This is a genomic window from Phycisphaerae bacterium (genome assembly GCA_012729815.1).
GTDB lineage: Bacteria > Planctomycetota > Phycisphaerae > JAAYCJ01 > JAAYCJ01 > JAAYCJ01.
Map to the genome: position 1 here is coordinate 1 of JAAYCJ010000239.1, position 21,422 is coordinate 21,422.

Annotated in this window: 14 protein-coding genes, 1 tRNA gene and 1 rRNA gene; 5 read left to right on the top strand and 11 right to left on the bottom strand. The window is 64.0% G+C overall.

The genetic code is table 11. The annotated features are described in order from the left end of the window. Positions 1 to 1,025: ribosomal RNA gene (locus GXY33_15550) — 16S ribosomal RNA — on the bottom strand; the annotation flags it as partial. A 659-nt stretch (positions 1,026 to 1,684) separates the two neighbouring features. Here GXY33_15550 and GXY33_15555 point away from each other — a divergent pair. Together GXY33_15555 and GXY33_15560 are read left to right on the top strand one after the other, a co-directional pair. Further along, positions 1,685 to 1,757 (top strand) — tRNA-Thr (locus GXY33_15555). Between the two features lie 97 nt (positions 1,758 to 1,854). After that, positions 1,855 to 3,237 (top strand): ROK family protein, encoded by a 1,383-nt coding sequence (locus GXY33_15560; GenBank protein ID NLX06554.1) that lies wholly within the window; start codon positions 1,855 to 1,857, stop codon positions 3,235 to 3,237. 12 nt (positions 3,238 to 3,249) lie between these two features. Here the strand turns inward: GXY33_15560 and GXY33_15565 are convergent, their stop codons facing one another. From GXY33_15565 to GXY33_15585, 5 genes are all read right to left on the bottom strand, one after another. Beyond that, positions 3,250 to 4,056: a polyphosphate kinase 2 family protein gene (locus tag GXY33_15565; protein ID NLX06555.1), complete on the bottom strand. Its 807-nt coding sequence runs from the start codon at positions 4,054 to 4,056 to the stop codon at positions 3,250 to 3,252. A 28-nt stretch (positions 4,057 to 4,084) separates the two neighbouring features. After that, positions 4,085 to 6,184: a polyphosphate kinase 1 gene (gene ppk1 / locus GXY33_15570; GenBank protein ID NLX06556.1), complete on the bottom strand. Its 2,100-nt coding sequence runs from the start codon at positions 6,182 to 6,184 to the stop codon at positions 4,085 to 4,087. 69 nt (positions 6,185 to 6,253) lie between these two features. Continuing rightward, positions 6,254 to 7,828 (bottom strand): Ppx/GppA family phosphatase, encoded by a 1,575-nt coding sequence (locus tag GXY33_15575; GenBank protein ID NLX06557.1) that lies wholly within the window; start codon positions 7,826 to 7,828, stop codon positions 6,254 to 6,256. A gap of 52 nt (positions 7,829 to 7,880) precedes the next feature. After that, entirely contained in the window at positions 7,881 to 8,501 is a 621-nt protein-coding gene (locus GXY33_15580) for an HD domain-containing protein (GenBank protein ID NLX06558.1), read from the bottom strand. Further along, positions 8,491 to 9,489: a CHAD domain-containing protein gene (locus GXY33_15585; GenBank protein NLX06559.1), complete on the bottom strand. Its 999-nt coding sequence runs from the start codon at positions 9,487 to 9,489 to the stop codon at positions 8,491 to 8,493. Before GXY33_15585 ends, GXY33_15580 begins: the two co-directional genes overlap by 11 nt. 356 nt (positions 9,490 to 9,845) lie before the next feature. On the opposite strand from GXY33_15585, the gene GXY33_15590 reads away from it, so the two are divergent. Further along, positions 9,846 to 10,358: a type 1 glutamine amidotransferase gene (locus tag GXY33_15590; GenBank protein ID NLX06560.1), complete on the top strand. Its 513-nt coding sequence runs from the start codon at positions 9,846 to 9,848 to the stop codon at positions 10,356 to 10,358. Between the two features lie 20 nt (positions 10,359 to 10,378). Here GXY33_15590 and GXY33_15595 read toward each other — a convergent pair whose 3' ends face one another. The 5 genes from GXY33_15595 to GXY33_15615 form a co-directional block, all read right to left on the bottom strand. Continuing rightward, positions 10,379 to 11,134, bottom strand: coding sequence for a PRC-barrel domain containing protein (locus GXY33_15595; GenBank protein ID NLX06561.1), 756 nt, complete (start codon positions 11,132 to 11,134; stop codon positions 10,379 to 10,381). A 26-nt stretch (positions 11,135 to 11,160) separates the two neighbouring features. Beyond that, positions 11,161 to 13,881, bottom strand: coding sequence for a cation-transporting P-type ATPase (locus tag GXY33_15600; GenBank protein NLX06562.1), 2,721 nt, complete (start codon positions 13,879 to 13,881; stop codon positions 11,161 to 11,163). 505 nt (positions 13,882 to 14,386) lie between these two features. Then, positions 14,387 to 15,172 carry a TIGR02757 family protein gene (locus tag GXY33_15605; GenBank protein NLX06563.1) on the bottom strand — a complete coding sequence of 262 codons (786 nt, stop codon included), beginning with the start codon at positions 15,170 to 15,172 and terminating at the stop codon, positions 14,387 to 14,389. 97 nt (positions 15,173 to 15,269) lie between these two features. Further along, positions 15,270 to 16,298, bottom strand: coding sequence for a cytochrome d ubiquinol oxidase subunit II (gene cydB / locus GXY33_15610; protein NLX06564.1), 1,029 nt, complete (start codon positions 16,296 to 16,298; stop codon positions 15,270 to 15,272). 12 nt (positions 16,299 to 16,310) lie between these two features. After that, on the bottom strand, positions 16,311 to 17,630 hold the full coding sequence (locus GXY33_15615; GenBank protein NLX06565.1) for a cytochrome ubiquinol oxidase subunit I: 1,320 nt from the start codon (positions 17,628 to 17,630) through the stop codon (positions 16,311 to 16,313). 123 nt (positions 17,631 to 17,753) lie between these two features. Here GXY33_15615 and GXY33_15620 point away from each other — a divergent pair, with 123 nt between their 5' ends. Together GXY33_15620 and GXY33_15625 are read left to right on the top strand one after the other, a co-directional pair. Next, entirely contained in the window at positions 17,754 to 19,001 is a 1,248-nt protein-coding gene (locus tag GXY33_15620; protein ID NLX06566.1) for an efflux RND transporter periplasmic adaptor subunit, read from the top strand. 54 nt (positions 19,002 to 19,055) lie between these two features. Then, on the top strand, positions 19,056 to 21,422 hold a 2,367-nt coding region (locus GXY33_15625; GenBank protein NLX06567.1), incomplete at its 3' end, for an efflux RND transporter permease subunit.

The window sequence follows — 21,422 nt, forward strand, 5'->3', positions numbered from 1 at the left end:
CCATCCGTGCATGTCAAACCCAGGTAAGGTTCTTCGCGTTGCTTCGAATTAAGCCACATGCTCCACCGCTTGTGTGAGCCCCCGTCAATTCCTTTGAGTTTTAGCCTTGCGGCCGTACTCCCCAGGCGGTGCACTTAACGGTTTTCCTTCGCCCCAGAGATCGTCAGAGATCCCTGAAGCTAGTGCACATCGTTTAGGGCGTGGACTACCGGGGTATCTAATCCCGTTCGCTCCCCACGCTTTCGTGCCTCAGCGTCAGGACACGTCCAGCCAGGCGCCTTCGCCACTGGCATTCCCCTGGATATCTACGCATTTCACCGCTCCACCCAGAGTTCCCCTGGCCCTTACGTGCCTCAAGCCCAACAGTACATCCTGCAATTCCCCGGTTGAGCCGGGGGATTTCACAGAATGCTTGAAAGGCCGCCTACACACCCTTTAAGCCCAGTGATTCCGAGCAACGCTTGCCACCTCTGTCTTACCGCGGCTGCTGGCACAGAGTTAGCCGTGGCTTCCTCTGGATTCCCTCATCGCCGGGGGCTATTTGACCCCTTTGATTGGTTTCTCCTGACAGTAGTTTACACCCCGAGGGGCTTCGTCCTACACGCGGCGTCGCTCCGTCACGCTTGCGCGCATTGCGGAATATTCGTTGCTGCAGCCCTCCGTGGAGGTCCGGGCAGTGTCTCAGTCCCGATGTGACTGGTCGTCCTCTCAGACCAGCTACGCGTCTTCGCCTTGGTAGGCCATTACCCTACCAACTAGCTGATACGACGCGGGCCGATCCCAGGCTGATAGCTTACGTGTAGAGGCCACCTTTGATCACCAGGCCATGCGACCCGGTGATGTCATCGAGTATTACCCAGCCTTTCGGCTGGCTATCCTCGCGCCCAGGGTACGTTACCCACGCGTTACTCACCCGTCCGCCGCTAACAGGACACTCGGTTACCCAAATGTACTGTCCGCACGACTTGCATGCTTTAGCCACGCCGCCAGCGTTCGCTCTGAGCCAGGATCAAACCCTTCAGGTTAAATTTGGATCCCGCCGCACCTTGCGGTCCGGAGGGACATTTTCGAAGGGAAGAGGCCCTCCGGTTTCCCGGAGAACCACTGCCGGTCCTGGCTTCGGTCCGGCATTCAACTCAACACTGGTAGCCGAATGATCGCCGAAGCGACCATCAGGGCTCACATTCTTACGGCATCGAACTGTTTAGTTGACAAAGAGCTTATTGCGTTTTCGGCGAAGTCCGCCGAAAAATTTTGCGACCGGCTCGTGAACGTTTGCCCGTACTCATCCGGGCTTGCTCCTGGCCCGTCGCATTTTCGCCTGCGTTGTACTTGTCTATCGCAGAACCACATTATTGCGGGGTCCATTGAGCTTGGCAAGTACTTTTTTAAGTTTTTTTGAGGTTTTTTATCTCCTCGTATTGGCCTGTCCCTTACGGGGCAAGCACTATAAGGATAACAATCAAAGGCCCAAAGTCAAGGCCCCCTCAAAAAAAACCCGCAAACCCGGCACCGCCATAACACCTGTATTGTCAAGGCCTTACACGACCGCCTTCGCGACATTGACTTCTGCCGGTTTGATCGGACGGCCAGGCTTGCCAGAATCTTCAGCCGCCACTAGAATACCGTAGCAGGCTCAAGGCGGCTTTCGTCGGCTGCCGAAACAGAAACAGACAACGCCGTTGCCAGCGTAGCTCAATTGGCAGAGCAGCGGTTTTGTAAACCGCAGGTTATGGGTTCGAGTCCCATCGCTGGCTTTCCGAACCGCTTCCGGAGAATGCGACTTTAAGTCCATTTTCAACAAGGGCTTACAGTCGCAGCGTAACGCGGATGGCGGCTGCCAAGGGAGGATCGATGGGCAAAAAGGCGTCGGGCACAGACACCAGGCTCTACCTCGGTGTGGACGTTGGGGGCACCAAGATTCAGGCGTCGCTGATTGAGGAGTGCGGGTCGATCATCGCGAGGCACAAGTGCCCCAGCCCGCGCAAAGGCGGGGCCAAGGCCATCGTCAAGACGATCGAAGAGGCGATTGGGCAGGTGCTGGCGGAGCAGGAGCGGGAGGCCAGGTCGCTGGCGGCGATGGGGATCGCCATTCCCGGCGTGGTGGACCCGCAGACGGGGCGGGTGGTGGTCACGCCGAACATGGAGCTTTCCGGGGCGCCGATCGTTTCCCAGCTTGAGAAGAAGTTCGCTGTGCCGGTGGCGTTGGGCAACGACTGCAATCTTGGCACACTGGGCGAGCACTGGCTAGGGGCTGGGCGCGACGCCGGGTCGGTGGTCGGCATCTTCGTCGGCACGGGGATCGGCGCGGGATTTGCCCGACAGGGGCAGATCTGGCAAGGGGCTCGCGAGGCGGCGATGGAGATCGGCCACATGATTATGGAGATCGGCGGTCCGGTCTGCGGCTGCGGCGGCCGCGGATGCCTCGAGGCGATCGCCAGCCGCTCGGCCATCGAGCGCGACATTCGCGCCGCGGTCAAGCGCGGCAAGAAGACGGCGTTGACGGACCTGCTGGACGGCAAGCTGGCCATCATCAAGAGCAGCGCGTTGCGTGAGGCCCTCAAGTCGAAGGACAAGCTGGTCACCGACGTGATGCGCCGGGCCTCGGAGATCCTGGGTTACGCGTGCATCAACATTCGCCACCTGCTGGACCCGGAGGTGATCGTGCTCGGCGGCGGCGTGATCGAGGCGTGCAGCCGGTTCATGCTGCCGATCGTGCAGAAGATCGTGGACGCCGATCAGCTTCCGGGCGCGCGGGACGGCGGCCACGTGCAGCTTTCGCGACTGGGCGACGACGCGGTGGTGCTCGGCGCGGTGGCGTTGGCGCGACAGCAGGTGGGCCGCAGCCCTTTTGACGGCGAGTGTGCGATGCCGGAATATCCCGAAGTGACGGCTGACGCCTTCGGCCGCATCGGCGTGGGCGAGGAGACGTACGAGGGCGACGTCTACATCCGCGTCAACGGCAAGGTCAAGAAACGCAAGAAGTCGCTGGCCAAGAAGGAATACGGCAGCTCGCACCGTCTCGGTCCGCAGGAACTGGAGAAGGTCTGCCGCGGCGGTCCGCAGGTGCTGTTCGTCGGGGCGGGGCATTCCGAGCAATTGGAGCTGACCGAAGAGGGGGCTGAGTTTCTCCGCCGCCGGGCGATCGAGGTTCGCCGATCGGCCACACCACAAGCCGCCCGCGAGTTCAACGCCAGCACGCAGCGCAGAGCCGGCCTTTTCCACGTCACGTGCTAAGCCGCTGATCCGTCAACGGGCGACGATCCTGGCGATGTCGTAGCGCGGCTGCGGAAACTCCATGCCGTAGGACTCGAGCTGCTCGATCAGGATCTCCGAGATCGCCAGGTTGCGGAACCACTTGTGGTCGGCTGGGATGATGAACCACGGAGCATGTCCGGCGTTGCAGCGGGAGATTGCCTCCTCATACGCGGCTGTATAGTCGTCCCAGTACTTGCGTTCCTCGAAGTCCTTCGGATCGACCTTCCAGTGCTTGTCCGGCTCCTCCAGCCGGGCCTTGAGCCGTTCGAGCTGCTCGCCCTTGCTGATGTGCAGGTAGAACTTGAGGATGTGGATCTGCCCAGCGGCGAGCATCGCCTCGAATGCGCTGATCTGATCGTACCGGGCCGACCAGACGCATTTGGGGACCAGGTCGTGCACCCGCACCACCAGCACGTCCTCGTAGTGCGAGCGGTTGAACACCCCGATCTCGCCCTTCCTGGGCACAGCCTTGTGGATTCGCCAGAGGAAGTCGTGGGCCAGTTCCTCCTCGCTCGGCGCCTTGAACGCAGTTACCCGGCAGCCCTGCGGATTGACCGGCCCGAGCACGTGGCGGATCGTTCCGTCCTTGCCGCCGGTGTCCAGCGCCTGCAGCACGATCAGCAGCGCCCGCTTGTTCTCGGCGTAGAGCAGGTACTGAAGTTCCTTGAGACGCTTGACGTTTTTCTTGAGCTTCGCCTTGGCTTTCTTCTTGTCATAATCCAGCGTCTCGCCCGGGTCATGCCGGTCCAGCTTGACCTTCGTATCCGGCTTGACCATGAAACGTTCGCTGAAGTTCATAGCGTTCCTCCTCCGGCACAGCAGTCCCCTACTCTTCCGGGCGGGTCAGCGGACGGAAGCGGACGGTGGACTGGGCGGCGGCGCGGGCGGCTTCGACCGCGTCATGGTAGAAGACTTCCTGGGCACGGACGGGCGGGCCTTCGGCGCGGACTTTTTCGTACGTGCCGTCGGAGCGCAGCCGCTGGGCTTTGACGTTGTCGGCAAAGAAGGTTTCGAGGAAGTAGATCAGCCGACGGCGCAGGTTGGGGTTCTTGACCGGAAAGAGGATCTCCAGCCGCCGGTCGAGGTTGCGGTCCATCCAGTCGGCGCTGCTGAGGTAGGTCTCCTCGTGGCCGCCGTTGCGGAAGTAGAAGATTCGGGCGTGCTCGAGGAAGCGATCGACGATGGAGCGGACCTCGATGTTTTCGGAGACGTTCGGCAGGCCCGGGCGCAGGCAGCAGATGCCGCGGACGTTGAGCTTGATGGACACGCCGGCCTGGCTGGCGCGACAGAGGGCCTGGCAGATGGCGACGTCCTGGAGCGAGTTGACCTTGGCCATGATGAGGCCCGGCCGGTCGGCGGTCGAGGCGCGGACCTCGCGTTCGATCAGGTCGAGGAATCGGCGGCGCATCACGGTCGGGGCAATGGAGATTTTGGACCACCCGACGGCTTCGGACACGCCGGTCAGCAGATTGAAGAACGCGGCCACGTCGGCTGCCATGTCCTGGTCGGCGGTCATCATGCCGATGTCGGAATACAGCTTGGCTGTCTTGTCGTTGTAGTTGCCGGTGGCCAGATGGACGTAGCGTCGGATGCGGCCGGTTTCGCGGCGGACGATCAGCAGGGCCTTGGCGTGCGTCTTGAAGCCGGCGATGCCGTAGATGACGTGGCAGCCGGCGTCCTCGAGCTGACGGGCCCAGACCACGTTGCGGGCCTCGTCGAAACGGGCCTTGAGTTCGACCAGCACGGTGACCTGCTTGCCGCTGCGGGCGGCCTGGCCCAGAGCACGGACGATCGGCGAGTCGCCGCTGGTGCGGTAGAGGGTCTGTTTGATCGCCAGGACGTCCGGATCGGCGGCGGCCTGTTCGACCAGTCGCACCACCGGTTCGAAGCTCTCGTAGGGATGGAACAGGAGCACGTCGTGATCCTGAATTGACGACCAGATGTCCTCAGCCCCGACCAGGTCGCGCGGCGGCTGAGGCGGCCACTGAGGGATCTTCAGCGACTCGAAGCCCTGGCGGTTGACGATCTCCATAAACGCCGCGGTGTCCAGCGGCCCGTCGATTTCGTAGACGTCCCTCGGTTCGATGGCGAGCCAGTTGACGAACCAGTCGCGCAGACGCGGGTTGGGACTCTGGGAAATCTCCAGCCGCACCGCGGCCCGGCGGCGGCGATCCAGCACCGCTGCTTCGACCGCGTGGAGCAGGTCGCCCGCCTCGTCGTCCTGAATGGCCACGTCGGCGTCGCGGGTGATGCGCAGCACGGCCCGGTCGTGGACCTTCGCGCCGGGAAAGAGCGAGGCGGCGTTGGCTGCGATCACGTCCTCGAGCCGGGCCAGGTGGACGCCCTCCTCGGCCGGCAGAGTGACGAAACGCGGAAACCCGCCCGGCACCGGCACCACCACGATCCTCTCGACGTTTTCATAGGCCACCACCAGCGCCACGTGCAGGGCCAGACCCGGCAGCAGCGGCGGCGGCTGAAGCTCCTCGATGGCCAGCGGCGTGAGCACGGGCAGTATCTCGGACGAGAAATAGGACCGCAGGAATCGCCGCTGATCGGCTGACCAGTCGGGGGCCTCGCGGACGTACAAGCCGTGGCCGGCGAGCTTGCCCAACACCTCGCGGATGCCCGCGGTCTGCTCGGCGACCATGCGGTGCGCTCGGGCCTTGATCTCTTCGAGCTGTTGAGAGGGAGTCATGCCGGCCGGACCGCGCCGCCGCACGGCGGCTGAGACCTGCTGCATCAGGCCCGCCACGCGGATCATGAAGAACTCGTCGAGGTTTGATCCGACGATCGAGAGGAACTTGAGCCGTTCGAGCAGCGGAAGCGTCTCGCAGAGCCCTTCCTGCAGGACGCGGTGGTTGAACTCCAACCAGCTCAGTTCGCGGTTGATGAACAGTTCCGACGATTGCAGTTCTTTCCTGGCCATATGCGTCTCAACAAAAGCCGGCGCTCCCGCTCCGGCCGCTCTATTCGGTTGCAGGGCAAGCCGGTCGTGTCAGGTCGTCGTTGACGACTCCTCGGCCCGCACCCTCAAGCCGTAGATGTCCTCGAACAGGTCGCCCTTGTTGGCCAGCTCGCGACGCTCGATGGTCAAGTCGGCCGGAGCGGGCACCAGGATGACCATCTCGTCGCCCCGGCGCTCACACCGAAGATCGCGGATCTGTTGCGAGTGCGTGTGGTCGAGGGCGTCGGCCACGCGAAGCAGCGCGGCGAGCTTGCTGACCAGCATGCGGTTCTCTCGCGGCAGCATCATGTACTCCACGTGCGAGGGCTTGGGACAGCTTCGCCGATGGTACCGCCCGACGTGGGCCACGATGTTGACCTCCTCGCGGGTCAGGCCGAAGATTTCGGAGTTGGCGATCAGGTAGTAGCTGTGCTTGTGGTGGGCCCGGCTGCTGACGAACCCGCCGATCTCGTGGACCAGCCCGGCCACCCTCAGCAACAGCCGGTGGCGCGGGTTCAGGCCGTGCTCGGACTGGAGCTGGTCGAAGAGCCGAACCGCCAGGTCCGAGACGTTGCGCGAATGGTTGACGTCGACACGGTACTTCTCCGCCACCGCCATGGCCGAGAAGATCACGCCCTTGGAAATTGACTCATCCTCCTGCCCGGTCACCGTCAGCGCCAGGTCCAGAAGCAAGCCGTCCCGCATGGTCACCTGCGAGACGAGCATCTGCCGGGCCCGCGTCACCTGGAACAAGGCGTGGTAGACCAGCAGGGCCGCCTTGAGCGTCTCGGCGTCGGCGAAGGGCATGCCGTAGATCTTCGACAGTTCCTCGGGCGTGTGGCTTTCGCAGCGGCGGACCAGCTTGTCGAAGTTGCTCCGGGCGATGCTGCTGAGGGCCGGTGAGGCGGTCGGCTGGCCGATCTGGCCGGCGGCGAACCGCGCATCCCCCCCCACCGCCACATACGTCTGCGCGCGGTTCAGGGGCAGCGAGCTCTGGACAGCGGCGATGACGTTGGAAATCTGGTGGCGCAGGATTTCGGTGGCCCGGTCGGGCGGTTCGTCGGCCGTCATCAGCGATTCCTGGAGACGGATCGAGCCAAGCTGTACGCTCTGTGAGGTGGCGATCTCGCCGCGAACCAGGATGGTCAGCAGCGTGCTGCCGCCGCCCACGTCGACGATCAACACGTTGGCCCGTTCCTTGCCCAGGGCGTCGGCGATCTCGCGCCGCACGGCTGAGACGGTCAGGCGGCTCTCCTCCGGCGTGTCGATCACCTCGACGTCAAAGCCGGTGGCCATGAACACCCGGTCGATGAAGGCGTCGGAGTTGCTGGCCTCGCGGACCGCGCTGGTCGCCACCGCCCGCACCTGCTCGACCTTATAGAAGTCGATCACCTTGCGGTAGTCGCGGAGGATTCCCACCGCCGCCCGCATGGTCTGGCCTCCAAGCCGACCGCGGCGAAACGTGTCCTGCCCGAGCCTCGCCGCCTGGCGAAGCTGCTCGAGCATCTCCAGCTTGCCGTCGGGCAGCACCTGGGCCACCACCATGCGGATCGAGTTGGATCCGATGTCGATGGCCGCCACTGTCCTGGCCGACCCGCTCTCTCGGGCGGTCTCCACTGCACTCATAACTGACTACCCTAACAACACTTACGCGACTTGCGGCCCCCAACAAGGAATCCTAGGCCGCCTGCGGTCCATGTCGGTCGATCTCGATTATAAGCCTTCGCCCCAGCGCCATTTCAAGCACATTCGCTTTTTGCGCCGCCGCCGCGAGTTCGGCTTCGGCCGGCCCGGCGGTGCGGCAGTCAATGACGATCCGATCCGACTCGACGCGGCCGGTCAGGTCGCGAACCAGGCTCAGGTGGCTGCGGTCCAAGCCGTCGGCCACGCGAAGGATACCCGCCAGCACGTTCACCGTCCGCCGATCGTGCTCGTCGAGGTCGCGGTACTCGGGATGATCCTCGCGAGGTTCGGCCTTGCGGTGGTAGCGGGCGATCAGGGCGACGATCCGCCGATCGCGGCTGGCCAGCGGCAACCCGCGGGCGTCGAGGATCAGCCGCATCGCCGTCTTGTGATGTCCTTTCCGCCCTTCGAGCCAACCGATATCGTGCAGGCACGCTCCGCACTGCAGCCAGAACCGCTCGCGGTCGCGCAGACCATGCAGCGAAACCAGTTCATCGAAGAGCTGCAGGGCCAGACGCACGACCTGGTGGGTATGCTCCTGCTCGTAGTCGCACAGCCGGGCCAGGTGGAGCACAGCGTCCCACGCCGCCAGGTTATCACGTCCCTCAGCCGCCATCGGCGTTCTTGTCCTTCGTGACGGCAGAATCCTTTTGGGACTCAAGCACATCGGTCAGTCTCTGCCAGAACCCTTCCTCCTTGAGCCGCACCCAGAGCCGGCGCAACTCCTCGAACCGGCGCTGGCGGCTGCGGCGACGATCCTTGAGCAGATATTCAATCCCCGGCCGCAGCGGGTTGAACGGTTTGTCATCGTCGAAATACTCCCGCGTTCGCCGCTGCTCGTCCTCACGGAACGTCTCGAGCAGCGATATCCACACGTCGCAATCGTGGACTTCGCCCAGGAGCGTCTGGATCTCCTTGACCGTCCGGATCGGCTCCTTGAGGCCGCCGTGGTAGACCGGCTTGCAGATTTCCATCGTGTATCGCAGCCGTTTGGCCGCGATCCGCATCTGATGGTGCCGCTCGACGGCCAGCGGCTCGGCGAGGCAGCTTTCGATGGCCAGAAGCTTGCCCACCCGCCGAGCGATCTGGCGGCTGGCTTCTGTCCGAACGCTTGGCGCTTTCACCGTCGCCTTCCGCTTCCTGAGTTTGGAGCAGGCGTTTTCGGCCTCAACCGCCATACGTTCGACCAAGCCGTTGGCCGCCAACGCATCCACCGCTTCGATCACCGCCGGCTGAATCGACCGGCGCTGCTGATCGAGTCGCAGCAGCAACCGCTGCACGCCCGGCCGATAGGTTTTCTGGTGCAAGTCGTCCAGCCGTTCCCGCACAAACGCGATCTGAACATCCAGGTCGCGGGCCGGACCCAGACCCTGCATGAACTTCTGAAGCGTCTTGTCCCACTTGCCGGCCCCGTGGCCCGGAAAGTGCCGGCCGAATGTCTTGAGTCCCGCCCGCAGGCGCCGCGCCGCCACCCGCGACTGATGGACGCACTCCGGGTCCTTCACCTCACGAACCCCGCTCATCCGCATGGAGAGGCCCTTGGCCTGCTTGCCGATGTACCGGGCGGCCAGCAACCGAACGTGTTGGTCCACGGGTTTTGTCATGGTCGAAAATTCCCCCACCTATTATATCCGTGGGAAGGCGTACATCGATGCCGCATCGGCTGGACCAGATCATCTTTCATCACCCAGGGGCCAACATCAAGTTAAGATTTGATTAATGAAGGTGATCCCGAGGCGGGTCCACGGGCCGTCGGCCCACCAACGCCCTTGCCCGGATCGAATAGGTCCGATAAAATTCATCAGCAACTGGGGGGTCTACAGCGTTTTGCCGGGGGCTCGCGGCCATCCGAGCGGGGTCTTCCGGCAATACGATCAAACGAAACCATCAGCCGCCGGCGGGCTCTCCGGACGCGGTGGTCCGATCGCCGGTCGCGGCTTGGTCCGAAAGGAGCAACCCGATGAAAGCCCTTATTCTGGTCGCGGACGGAGTGGAGGACCTGGAGTTCTTCTATCCATACTATCGCCTGCAGGAGGAAGGCATCGAGGTGGACGTGGCGGCGCCGGAAGCCGGCACGATCACCGGCAAGCACGGCTACACGTTCGATGTGAAGCTCTCGATGTCGGCGATGAAACACGACGACTACGATCTGCTGATCCTGCCCGGCGGCAAGGCGCCCGAAACCGTCCGTCACCATCCAAACGCGACCGCAGCGGCCAAGACGATGCTGCAGAACGGCAAGGTGGTGGCGGCAATCTGCCACGGGGCCCAGACCCTGATCTCGGCCAAGGTGCTCAAGGGCCGGACGGCCACCTGCTGGCAGGGCATTCGCGACGACATCAAGGCCGCTGGAGCCAAATACGTGGATGAAGAGGTCGTGGTCGACGACAACCTGATCACGAGCCGGTCGCCGGACGATCTGCCCGCGTTCTGCCGGGAGATATTCAAGCAGGTCCAGGTCGCCAGCCAGTAGCCGGCGAGGCCATGCCGAGGTCAGGTCCAATAGCCCTCGCGGCCGTAGTGGTCGTGGAGACGCTGCTCGTACTCGCGTGTGATCGGCGTTGACGGATCGTACGGCGGCGCGCTCTTGATCTTCTCTCGCGTCAGCTCCACCTGGACCGCCGAAAGCGACCAGCTCACCAGCGAGACCCACTGAGGGGCCAGCAGGACGTGCTTGCCCGGCCACCAGTTGCGGGTGTCGATGACCAGATATCGGATAGCCCACGCCTCGTCATCCAGGATGAAATCCTCAACGTGGCCGACGGTGTCGTCGCGGGCCTGGATGATGTAACCCGTGACCTCGTTGACGCTTCGCAGGTGCGGATCGCCCTTGCGCTCCTCGGTCAGCGAATGCTCCTGGTCTGGAGGCTGGGATGGGACGATCAGCGGGGCCACTGCGACCGTGCCGGGCCCGCCCAGCCCCGCGCCGGTCCAGTAGATCGGCCAGCCGTAGTACTGCGTCATCTCGTACTCCCGCTGTCGCGAGACCGGCATATCCTCGGCGATGTCCGGGCTGTCTTCGACCTGACGTTTGGTCAGCGAAACGGGAAATCGGTCGCCGTCGCCCGGCCGGCCGAGCGAGGCTGGGGCGATCAGCACGAGCTTGCCCGGCAGCCAGCGTCCGGTGTCGGCCACCAGGTAGCGCACGATCCACCGCGAGTCGTCGAAGTAAAAATCCTTCACCGACCCGATCTGGCCGTCCTGGGCCTCCAGCGTGTAGCCTTCGAGTTGCGTGGCGTTGCGAAACATTGCGTTCCCCCCTCTGCAAGTGGCGATCAGGTTTTTCTCGGGCCGCGAAGCGTGCGCTTCGGCAGCAGCGACGTGACGACCTGTCCCGCCGCCAGCGGAATCAGGCTGGCGATCAGCACCACCGCCCAGCCGTTTGGTCCCGGAGCGGTCAACTGCAGCACCGCCGCCAGCAGCGGCACGTACGTCACCGCCAGCAGCAATCCCACGCACAGACCCAGAGCGCCCCACACGTAAGGATTGGCGGTGATCTCATTTCGCAGCAGACCGGTCCCGCGGTTGCGCATGTTGAAGATGTGCCAGAGCTGGGCAAAGGCCAGGGTCAAAAACGAAATCGTGATCGCCTCGTCCGTATCCAGCTCCATCCAGTCGAGGGCGACCCAGAACGCCCCGAGGACGCCCAGTGTGATCAGGCCGCCGTAAAGGCCGATGGCCAGCCAGTGCGCAGCCCGCAGCACCGGTTCCTTCGGGTCGCGCGGCGGCTGGTCCATGATCCGCGGATCGCCTTCGCCGACCCCCAGGGAGAGGGCGGGAAACACGTCGGTCACCAAATTGAGGAACAGGATCTGGAGCGGCAAAATCGGCAGCGGCGCGTTGACAATCGAGGCGATGAAAACCACCAGCACCTCGCTGACGTTGCATGACAGCAGGTAGAGCACGAACTTGCGGATGTTGTTGAAGATCACTCGGCCCTGCTCGACCGCCGCAACGATGGTGGCGAACGAATCGTCCTTGAGGACCATGTCCGAGGCCTCGCGGGCCACCTGCGTGCCCCGCTGGCCCATGGCCACGCCGATCTCGGCCTTTTTGAGGGCGGGAGCGTCGTTGACCCCGTCGCCGGTCATGGCCACGATGCTGCCGGCCTCCTGGTGGAGAGCGATCAGGTCGAGCTTTTGCTTGGGACTGACGCGGGCGAAGAGGCGGACGTCCCGAAGCTCCTGGCGATCCGATCGCGTCAGTTCATCGGGGCTCTTGATGTCGCGGCCGCGGACGACGGGGCTCTCGCGATCCTCGATCAGCCCGACCGCCTGGCCGATGCTGCGGGCGGTATCGGGTTGATCGCCGGTCACCATGATCACGCGGATGCCGGCCATGCGGCACTTTTCGATCGCCTCAGCCACGCCGCTTCGCGGCGGGTCATGAAGCCCCAGAAGAGCCACCCACGTCAGGTTCCGGTACGGCTCGGTGTCCAGCGAGTCCACCCGTTTGGCCGCCACCGCCAGCATGCGCAGTCCCCGTCCAGCCATCTGAGCGTTAAGCCGCGACCAGTGTTCGCGGTCCTGGTCGCTCAGGTCGCGCTCGCCGTCGGCGGTGCGGATGCGGGCGCAGCAGTCCAGAACGGCTTCCGGCGCGCCCTTGACCGCGACGCGATGCTGTCCATCGGCGGCGTGGTAGGTGGCCATCATCTTGATATCGGAATCGAAGGCCTCCTCCCGCTGCTCCGGATGGTCGCGGACAAGCTGGTCGCGGCGGATGCCGGCTTTGAGGCCGGCGATCAGCAGGGCGACTTCCATCGGCTCGCCGGTCGCCTTGGCCAGCGGGTCCCGGCCCGAGCCGAGGGAGGCGTTGTTGCACAGCACGCCGATCTCCAGGGCCTCGCGCAGAATCGGATCTTCCTGCGGGTCGACGGGTTGGCCGTCTCGGGCAAAAGGCCGCTGGCCTCCCAGCTCCTGGCCGATTGCCACCTCGCCGGTGGATAGGAACACCCTGTCGAGCGTCATGCGGTTTTCGGTGAGCGTGCCGGTCTTGTCGGTGAAGATGACGTTGGTTCCGCCCAGGGTTTCGACGGCGGAGAGACGGTTGACCAGGGCGTTGCGCCGGGCCATCCGCAGCATGCCGCGGGCCAGGGCGATCGTGGCCACGATGGGCAGGCCCTCGGGAATCGCGGCGACGGCGAGGGCAACCGCGGTTTCGATCATCAGAATGACGGGTTTGCCGCGAACGATGCCGGTGACGGCGACGATGACCATGATGCCCAACGTGACCCACAGCAGGTTGCGGCCCAGGGCGTCGAGGCGTTTTTCGAGCGGCGTGGCCTCCTGCTCGGCCTCCTCGACCAGCGATGAGATGCGGCCCAACTCGGTCCCCATGCCGGTGGCCACGACCACGGCTTCGCCCGATCCGCGGGTCACCGCGGTGCCTTTGAAGAGCATGCTCTTGCGCTCGGCGATTTCGGCCTTTTCCTTGACGGGATCGACGGCCTTGCTGACCGGTACGGACTCGCCGGTCAGGGCGGATTCGTCGGCTTGCAGCTTGGACGTATCGATCAGGCGAACATCGGCGCTGACGATATCGCCCCCTTCGACGATCAGGATGTCGCCCGGAACGAGTTGGTCGGCTGGGATCTCGACCGTCTCGCCGCCGCGCCGCACGCGGGCGGTGACCGCGCCCATCTTCCGCAGGGCCTCCATGGAGCGTACGGCCTTGTACTCCATGAAGAAGCCGATCGCCGTGTTGATGGCGATCACGGCAAAGATGGCGGCGGCGTCGATCCACTCCTGCATGACCAGCGACAGAATTGCCGCCGCGGCCAGCAGCCCGACCACCAGACTCTTGAACTGGTCGATCAGAATCTGCCAGGCGGTCCGGCGCTTCATCTCGCGCAGACGATTGCGGCCGTAGCGCCGGAGACGCTCGGCGACCTGCTCGCCGTCAAGCCCCTTCTCGCGTGAAACACCCAACTCCCGGAGCGCGTCGTTGGCGGTCTTGGCCCACGAACCGGCAACGGCGGCAACGTCGTCTTGAGTCATCGGCAACACCCCTTGTAAAATGGAGTGTATTCTACAGGGGTCGGCGCGGCATTACAAATGGTTCTCGTGCGGGAAGGGTCGGCGGGGCTCAAAGTGGTGCGGCAGGAGTCTCGAAAGCGGGCACTATCGCGGCGACGCAAACCGCGCGGCGAGGCTCCTTACGGTCGCCCGCGCATCCTGTCAGTGCGACTGGGACTGGTTGGTGTACGCCCACCAGCAGACGCCGAAGAAGATGATCATGAAGATCAGCGAGTATTCGGTCACGAACCTGAAAATCTGATGCAGAATATCCAACACTTTACACCTCCGGAATACCAGCCTTCGCCTTGGCGCCTCCGTTGTCCGATCATTGTATCCGTACCCCCCTATCAGCCGTCATGTCCATGCAGCACTCCTCAATTAACATACAATACAAAATGGGAAAGATGTCGCTGCGGAAAGAACCTGAAACGCCGCCCGCGACATGCATTACTAATATTAAGTCACAATCACAACAGGGGGCGGATCAGGGGGCCGTCGGGGCGATCCGATCGGCGAGACTCAGACGGTCGCGAATGGGCAGGCGGGTGAGAGCAAAATCGTAGCGGACCGGGTCATCGGGGCGGATTCGCCGAAAGCCATCCGTGATCTCGATCGCGGTCTGCAGATCGGCCGACTTGCGGGCGGTAAAGCCCAGGGCCAGACCGATCCGGTGCATGTGGGTGTCCAGAGGGACCAGCAGGGCGCGAGGCGAAACGGCTTTCCAGCCGCCGGGATCCACGTCGTCGCGGCGGATCATCCAGCGGAGAAAGAGATTGACGCGTTTGCAGGCGCTGCGCCCGGCTGGATCGGGAATCAGGACCTTGCCGTCCTCCTCGATATCCACCAGCAGTTCCTGCATGAACGGGTGCAGCACGCCCGAGACGCACGGCAGATCGCCCGCGATGCACGCCGCCAGGCAACCTTCGATCGAACCGTAGCGCAGGATCGCCTGCCGCACGCCGTAGAGGGTCAGCGCCAGTTCCCGGCCGGTGACGTAACGGTGAATAAAACCGTCGAACGTCCGCCGCAGCGAGGCAAGCGATGAGTCGACGAGAAACCCGTGCGGCGAAGGGCCCATGCGATCCAGAACGGTCCGCACGCTGGACAGGATCTGGGCGACTCGCCCGAAGGCCAGCGAAGACGCGACGAGGCCGACCACCTCGCGGTCGCACAGATCGCGGTATTCGTAGAGGAACTCGAGCGGATCGGGGTGCACGTAACGGCGGTGGTTGTAGGTGCCGTAGAACGTCTCCAGGGCGCCGGGCAGCAGGCAGCGAAGGCACCGCGTGGCCGGTCGTCCGGCGTCGATTCGCGGGCAGGTGCGGGAAGCGGGATGATTCGTCTTGGACTCGCGAACGCGATGTGCTCTAGTAGGCGTCCTGGCGTTCAAGGGGCTCTTCCGTCAGCTTTCCTTTGAATACAAGATGCACCCAGATCTGGTAACCGACGATCAGCGGCACCAGAAGCAGGGTCACGGCCAGCATGATCTTGAGGGTCAAGGGGCTCGATGCTGAATTTTCTATGGTTAAATTATAGGCGGGGTCCAGGCTGGAAGGGAAGATGTTCGGAAAGAGTCCGGCCACGCCGAAGAAGACGACCGCGGCGATGAACCCAGCCGAGGCGAACCATGCCCGCCACCACCGGCCTTTGAGGGCAGAGATCAGGACCATGACAAGGGCGACGACGGCGAGGGCGGGAATGGCGAAGAGGATCGGCTGGGCGACGAAGTTGCCGTAGAGCGGGGTCGCTCGGATCGAAGCCAGCAGGAACGCCACGACGCCCAGAACGACCAGCGGCCAGAGCGCCAGGGCGGCTTTCCGTGCCCGACTCAGGAGCGGACCGTCGGTCCGGGCGGCGATCCAGATCGAACCGTGAAGCGCGAAGATCAGCAAGAAGAGCACGCCACCCAGAAGCGCGTACGGCGTAAGCAGGTCGAGTAATCCCGCCTGCATGCGACCCTCCGCGTCGAAAGGAACGCCGCGGAAAATGTTGGCGAACGCGACACCGAAGAGGAACGCCGCGACGATACTGCTGAGGGAAAAGAGAGTGTCCCAGAGCCCTCGCCAGTGCCGCGAGTCGCTCTGCGGGCGGAATTCGAAGGCCAGGGCCCGGAAGATCAGGGCAAAGAGGATCATCAGCAGCGGCGCGTAGAGGGTGCTGAACATCACGGCGTAGGCGGCGGGAAAGGCGGCGAACGTGACGCCGCCGACCGCGATCAGCCAGACCTCGTTGCCGTCCCAGAACGGGCCGATCGACTGGTGGATGATTTCCCGCTGGCGGTCGGACCGGCCGACCAGGCCCATGACGGCGGCGGCCCCGAGGTCATAGCCGTCGAGCATGAAGTACATCGCCCACAGAAAACCCCAGATGATGAACCAGACGACGAGCAGCGTCACAACCGGCCTCCGTTAATGATGGCTCTCGGATTGGTCAGGAATGCCCCGGCGGACGAAACGGGTGATCACGAACGCCGCGATCAGGCCGGCCAGAGAATAGACGAGGACAAACGCGACCAGCGAGACCGCGACCTGCGAGGCGGCGATGGGCGAAACGGCGTCGCGGGTGCGGACCAGATTGTAGACGATCCACGGCTGGCGGCCGACCTCGGTGACGATCCAACCGACCTGCACGGCGATGAAGGGCAACGGCAGCGAATAGAGCACAACCTTCAGGTACCGCCGGGATTCGGCGATCCGCCGCCAGCGGAGTAAACCGAAAAAGGTCAGGATAGGAAAGTAAAAGCCCAACAAGACCATCAGCCGAAACGAGTAGAACGTCAACGCCACCGGCGGCCGATCCTCGGGCGGAAAGTCCTTGAGCCCTTTGACCACCGCGCTGGGATAGTAGTAGGCGAGGATCGACAGGGCGCCCGGAATGCGGACGAGATTGACGATGTTGCGTTCGTTCTCCACGTCGGGAATCTGGAACAGCACCATCGGCGCCCACGACTCGGTCTCCCACTGCGCCTCCATCGCTGCGAGTTTGGCCGGCTGTTTGGCCGCCACGATCTTGGCGTGAAAGTCGCCCTCCGCCGCGACGATCACGGCGTTGATGAACGTAAAGACCAAGGCGACCTTGAAGGCGTACGTGAACAGCTCGACGTGGTGGCGGCGGAGAATCTGGTAGGCGCTGACCGCCAGGACGAAGAACCCCGCCACCACGAACGCAGCGGCCACCGTGTGGATGACCTCGAGAATGGCGAACCACTGGAAGATCACGTGAAGGAAATCGACCAGTTCGGCCCGTCCGTTGCGGATGACGTAGCCGACCGGGTTCTGCATCCACGCGTTGGCGGTCAGAATCCAGAAGGCCGAGTTGACCGCGGCGATGGCCACCAGCCAGATCGCCGCCAGGTGCACCCGCGGCGAAACGCGGTCCCAGCCGAATATCCACACCGCGATGAACGTCGACTCGAGAAAGAAGGTCGCCAAGACCTCAATCGCCAGCAGCGAACCGAACACGTCACCCACGAACGCCGAATAACGCGACCAGTTCGTGCCGAACTGAAACTCCAGGGTCAGCCCGGTCACCACCCCGACCACGAACGTCGCGATAAAGATCTTGCCCCAGAACTTGATGAGGCGCTTGAGGTTCTGGTCGCCGGTGCGGACGTATCGCGTCTCCATGATGGCGATCAGGACGGCCAGCCCCATCGAAAGGGGCACGAAGATGAAATGGAACATGGTGGCGGCTGCGAATTGCAGCCGGGAGAGCATGACAACGTCCATCGGATCCCCTTATTATCTCAGCGAACCACCTGATGCCGATCAATGTACCACAGCGACGTTGAATTCGCGAGCCTTGAGAAATATCATAGAGGCGCAAGCCGATGAGCTTAAAGGGGATTTGCGATGGTTGACAAACGTCAAGAGGGTGTCACGGAGCAAGAGAAGGCGGCCGTCGTGGGGACCGACGAGGTCGATGAGGGGGAAACTCACGGGCACGGCAAGGGCTGGTGGCGGCTGACGATCGAAATCGCCGCGGCCACACTGGGTCTGGTGCTGGTGCTGACCTATCTGGCTGGGGCGTGGCGGGACAAGATCGAGCCGGGAAGCGTCGCCCCGACGGTACACGCGGTGGAGGGAAAAGTCCCGCTGGCGGTGCGGCGGCAGCAGATCCCACGCTATGAGTGGGCCGTCGGCACTATTCAGTCGGTCAATGAAACGGCCCTGGGGTCGAAAATCCTGGCCAAAGTGGTCGAAGTTAACGTCCGGGCGGGCCAGGCGGTCGAGGAGGGGGACGTTGTGGTTCGGCTTGACGACCGAGACCTCCAGGCCCAAGCGGCCCAAGCCCAGGCGGAAGTGGACGCCGCCGAGGCGAGGTTGAACCAGGCCCAGGTCGACTACGACCGGATCATGGGGCTGGCCGAGCAGGATGTGGCCACCCAGCACGAGATCAATACCGTTCAGAACGAACTCCGGGCGGCCAAAGCCGGGCTCGAACGGGCCAGACAGGCACTGGAGCACGCCCAGACGCTGCTCAGCTACGCGACGATCCAGGCCCCGTTCGCGGGCGTGGTGGTCGACAAGCAGGTGGAAGTCGGCGACATGGTCGGGCCGGGCCAGCTCGTGGTCCGCCTGTACGACCCGACGCGGATGCAACTGGTGGCGACGGTGCGGGAGTCGCTGGCCCGGCATCTGGCGGTCGGCAATCAGCTTGGGGGCTATATCCCAGCCCTGGAGAGGATGTGCACCGGCCGCGTGGCCGAAATCGTGCCGCAGGCCCAGGTCCAGAGCCGCTCGTTCGATGTCAAGCTCGTAGGCCCTTGTCAGCCGGGCATTTACAGCGGCATGTTTGGGCGGCTGTTGATCCCGCTGGGGTCTGAGGAGGTGCTGCTGATCCCGGCTTCGGCGGTCATCGAGGTCGGACAGCTCGACCTGGTCGAGGTGATGGCCGACGGCGAGGCCCAGCGGCGAAGCGTCCAGTTGGGCCGAACGTTCGGCCAGTGGGTTGAAGTCCTCAGCGGCTTGGAGGCGGGCCAGGACGTCCTGGTGCCCGAAGACAGGGTTCCAACCGTTCAACCGGGCATCGAAGAGGCGTTGGAAGACGCCCTTCCCGCGACTCAGCCGGCGACCGCGCCGGCGACTGGGGCGGTGTAATACGTATTACGGCGGTCCGCGGCGACGCGGCATGACAAGTCAGGACAAGCTCTGATGGCGATTAAGCAGCACGGCGTGACGTTGGCGATCGTCGAGAAGTTTCTCGGGTCGAACCTGTCGCTGATCCTGATTCTGGTTTCGCTGGTGGTCGGGGCGGCGGCGTTGTGGTTGACCCCGCGCGAGGAAGAGCCGCAAATCGTGGTGCCGCTGGCGGATGTGCTCGTGCAGTTTCCGGGCCACTCGGCTGAGGAGGTCGAGCGCCTGGTCGCGGTCCCGCTGGAAAAACTCCTTTTTCAGATTGACGGGGTCGAGCACGTCTACTCGATGTCGCACCACGGGATGGCGGTGGTGACGGTGCGGTTCTTCGTGGGCCAGGACCGCGAAGACAGCCTGGTCAAATTGTACAACAAGGTCATGCAGAACACGGATGCGATTCCGCCGGGCGTTGCGGGCTGGGTGGTCAAGCCCATTGAGATCGACGACGTGCCGATCGTGACGCTGACGCTCAGTTCGGCCACGGAGACGGATTACCAGATGCGCCGCGTAGCTGAGGAGCTTTCGAGCCGTTTGGCGGCGAATCGCGACATCTCGCGGATTGAGGTGATCGGGGGCCGACCGCGGCAGGTGAACGTGTACCTTCAGCCGGAGCGGATGGCGGGCTATTCGGTCGACCCGCTGGCGGTCGAGCGGGCACTGCGGGCGGCGAACGTCGAGGTACGGGCAGGGGATTTCGACAAGGCGAACGAGAACGTGCTGGTCGACGCGGGACGAGCCCTGATGGACCCGGCGGAGTTGCCGGGACTGGTGGTGGGCGTTCATGCAGGCCGGCCGGTGTTCCTCAAGGACGTGGCGACGGTGGAGGACGGGCCGGCGGAAGTTTCGCAGTACGTGCGGTTCGCATGGGGTCCGGCGTGGGAAAAGTCGGAGGCCCTGATCGCGGGTCCGGCGACGGAGGCACAGGTCGATCCGACCATTCCGAGGCCGGCGGTGACGGTGGCGGTCTCGAAGAAGAAGGGCACCAATGCGGTGTGGGTGGCTGAGGCGGTGATCGAGGAGGCTCATGCCCTCGCAGCCCAAATCCTGCCTGACGACGCGGCAATGGCGGTCACGCGGAACTTCGGCGAGACGGCGAACGAGAAGGTCAACGAGCTGGTCGAAGCGCTGGCGGTGGCGGTGATTATCGTGATCGTGCTGCTGGCGATCGCGTTGGGGTTCCGCGAGGCGATGATCGTGTCGGTGGCGGTGCCGATCGTTTTCGGACTGACGCTGGCGATCAACTATCTGGCCGGGTACACGATCAACCGGGTGACGCTGTTCGCGTTGATTTTGTCGCTGGGATTGCTGGTGGACGACCCGATCGTGGACGTGGAGAATATTCACCGGCATTTCCAGCTTCGGCGGCGTTCGTCGCGTCGGATCGTGCTGGAGGCGGTCAACGAGGTTCGGCCGCCGCTGATCACGGCGACGCTGGCGGTGATCATTTCGTTTCTGCCGATGATGTTCATCACGGGGATGATGGGCCCGTACATGCGGCCGATGGCGTTGAACGTGCCGATCACCATGCTGATGTCGATGCTGGTCTCGTTCACGGTGACGCCGTGGCTGGCCTACGTGGTGCTGCGCAAGTCGTATCCGCAGGAGGAGAGCAGCGGTTCGCCGATGCACCTGGCGCCGCTTGAGGACCCGGTGGTCAAGTCGGCTGAGGCGGTCCGCGAGACCGCGCTGTACCGGATTTTCCGGCCGATCATGGCCCCGCTGCTGGGTTCGCGGCGCAACGCGTGGCTGTTCCTCGGGGCGATGGCGGTGCTGATGCTGCTGTCGGTGTGGTTGGGCGCGGTGCGGGCGGTGCCGCTGAAGATGCTGCCGTTCGACAACAAGAACGAACTGGCCCTGGTCCTCGATTTCGATGAGGGCACAACGCTGGAGCAGACAGACGCCGCCGTGCGGCAGTTCGAGCGATTCCTGCGAACGGCGCCGGAGGTCACGGACTTCCAGTCATACGTTGGGACGGCCAGTCCGATGGACTTTAACGCGATGGTGCGGCACTACTACCTGCGTCAAGGGTCCAACGTGGCGGACATCCGGATCAACCTGGTGGGCAAGAGGCAGCGGGAAATGAAGTCGCACGCGCTCGCGTTGCGGCTGCGGCCGGAACTGGAGAAGTTGGCGGCGGAAACGGGGGCGTCGCTGAGCATTGTCGAGACCCCGCCGGGCCCGCCGGTGATCCAGACGTTGGTGGCGGAAGTGACGGGAACGCCGGCCAGCAGCTATGGTGAGCTGATGGCGACGGCGAAGACGGTGGCGGCGAGGATGGCCCGTGAGCCGGGCGTGCGCGACATCGACGATACGATCGAGGCGAGACAGAGCAAGTTCGTGTTTGTCACGGACAAGGAGAAGGCCCTCTTGAACGGCGTGACCACC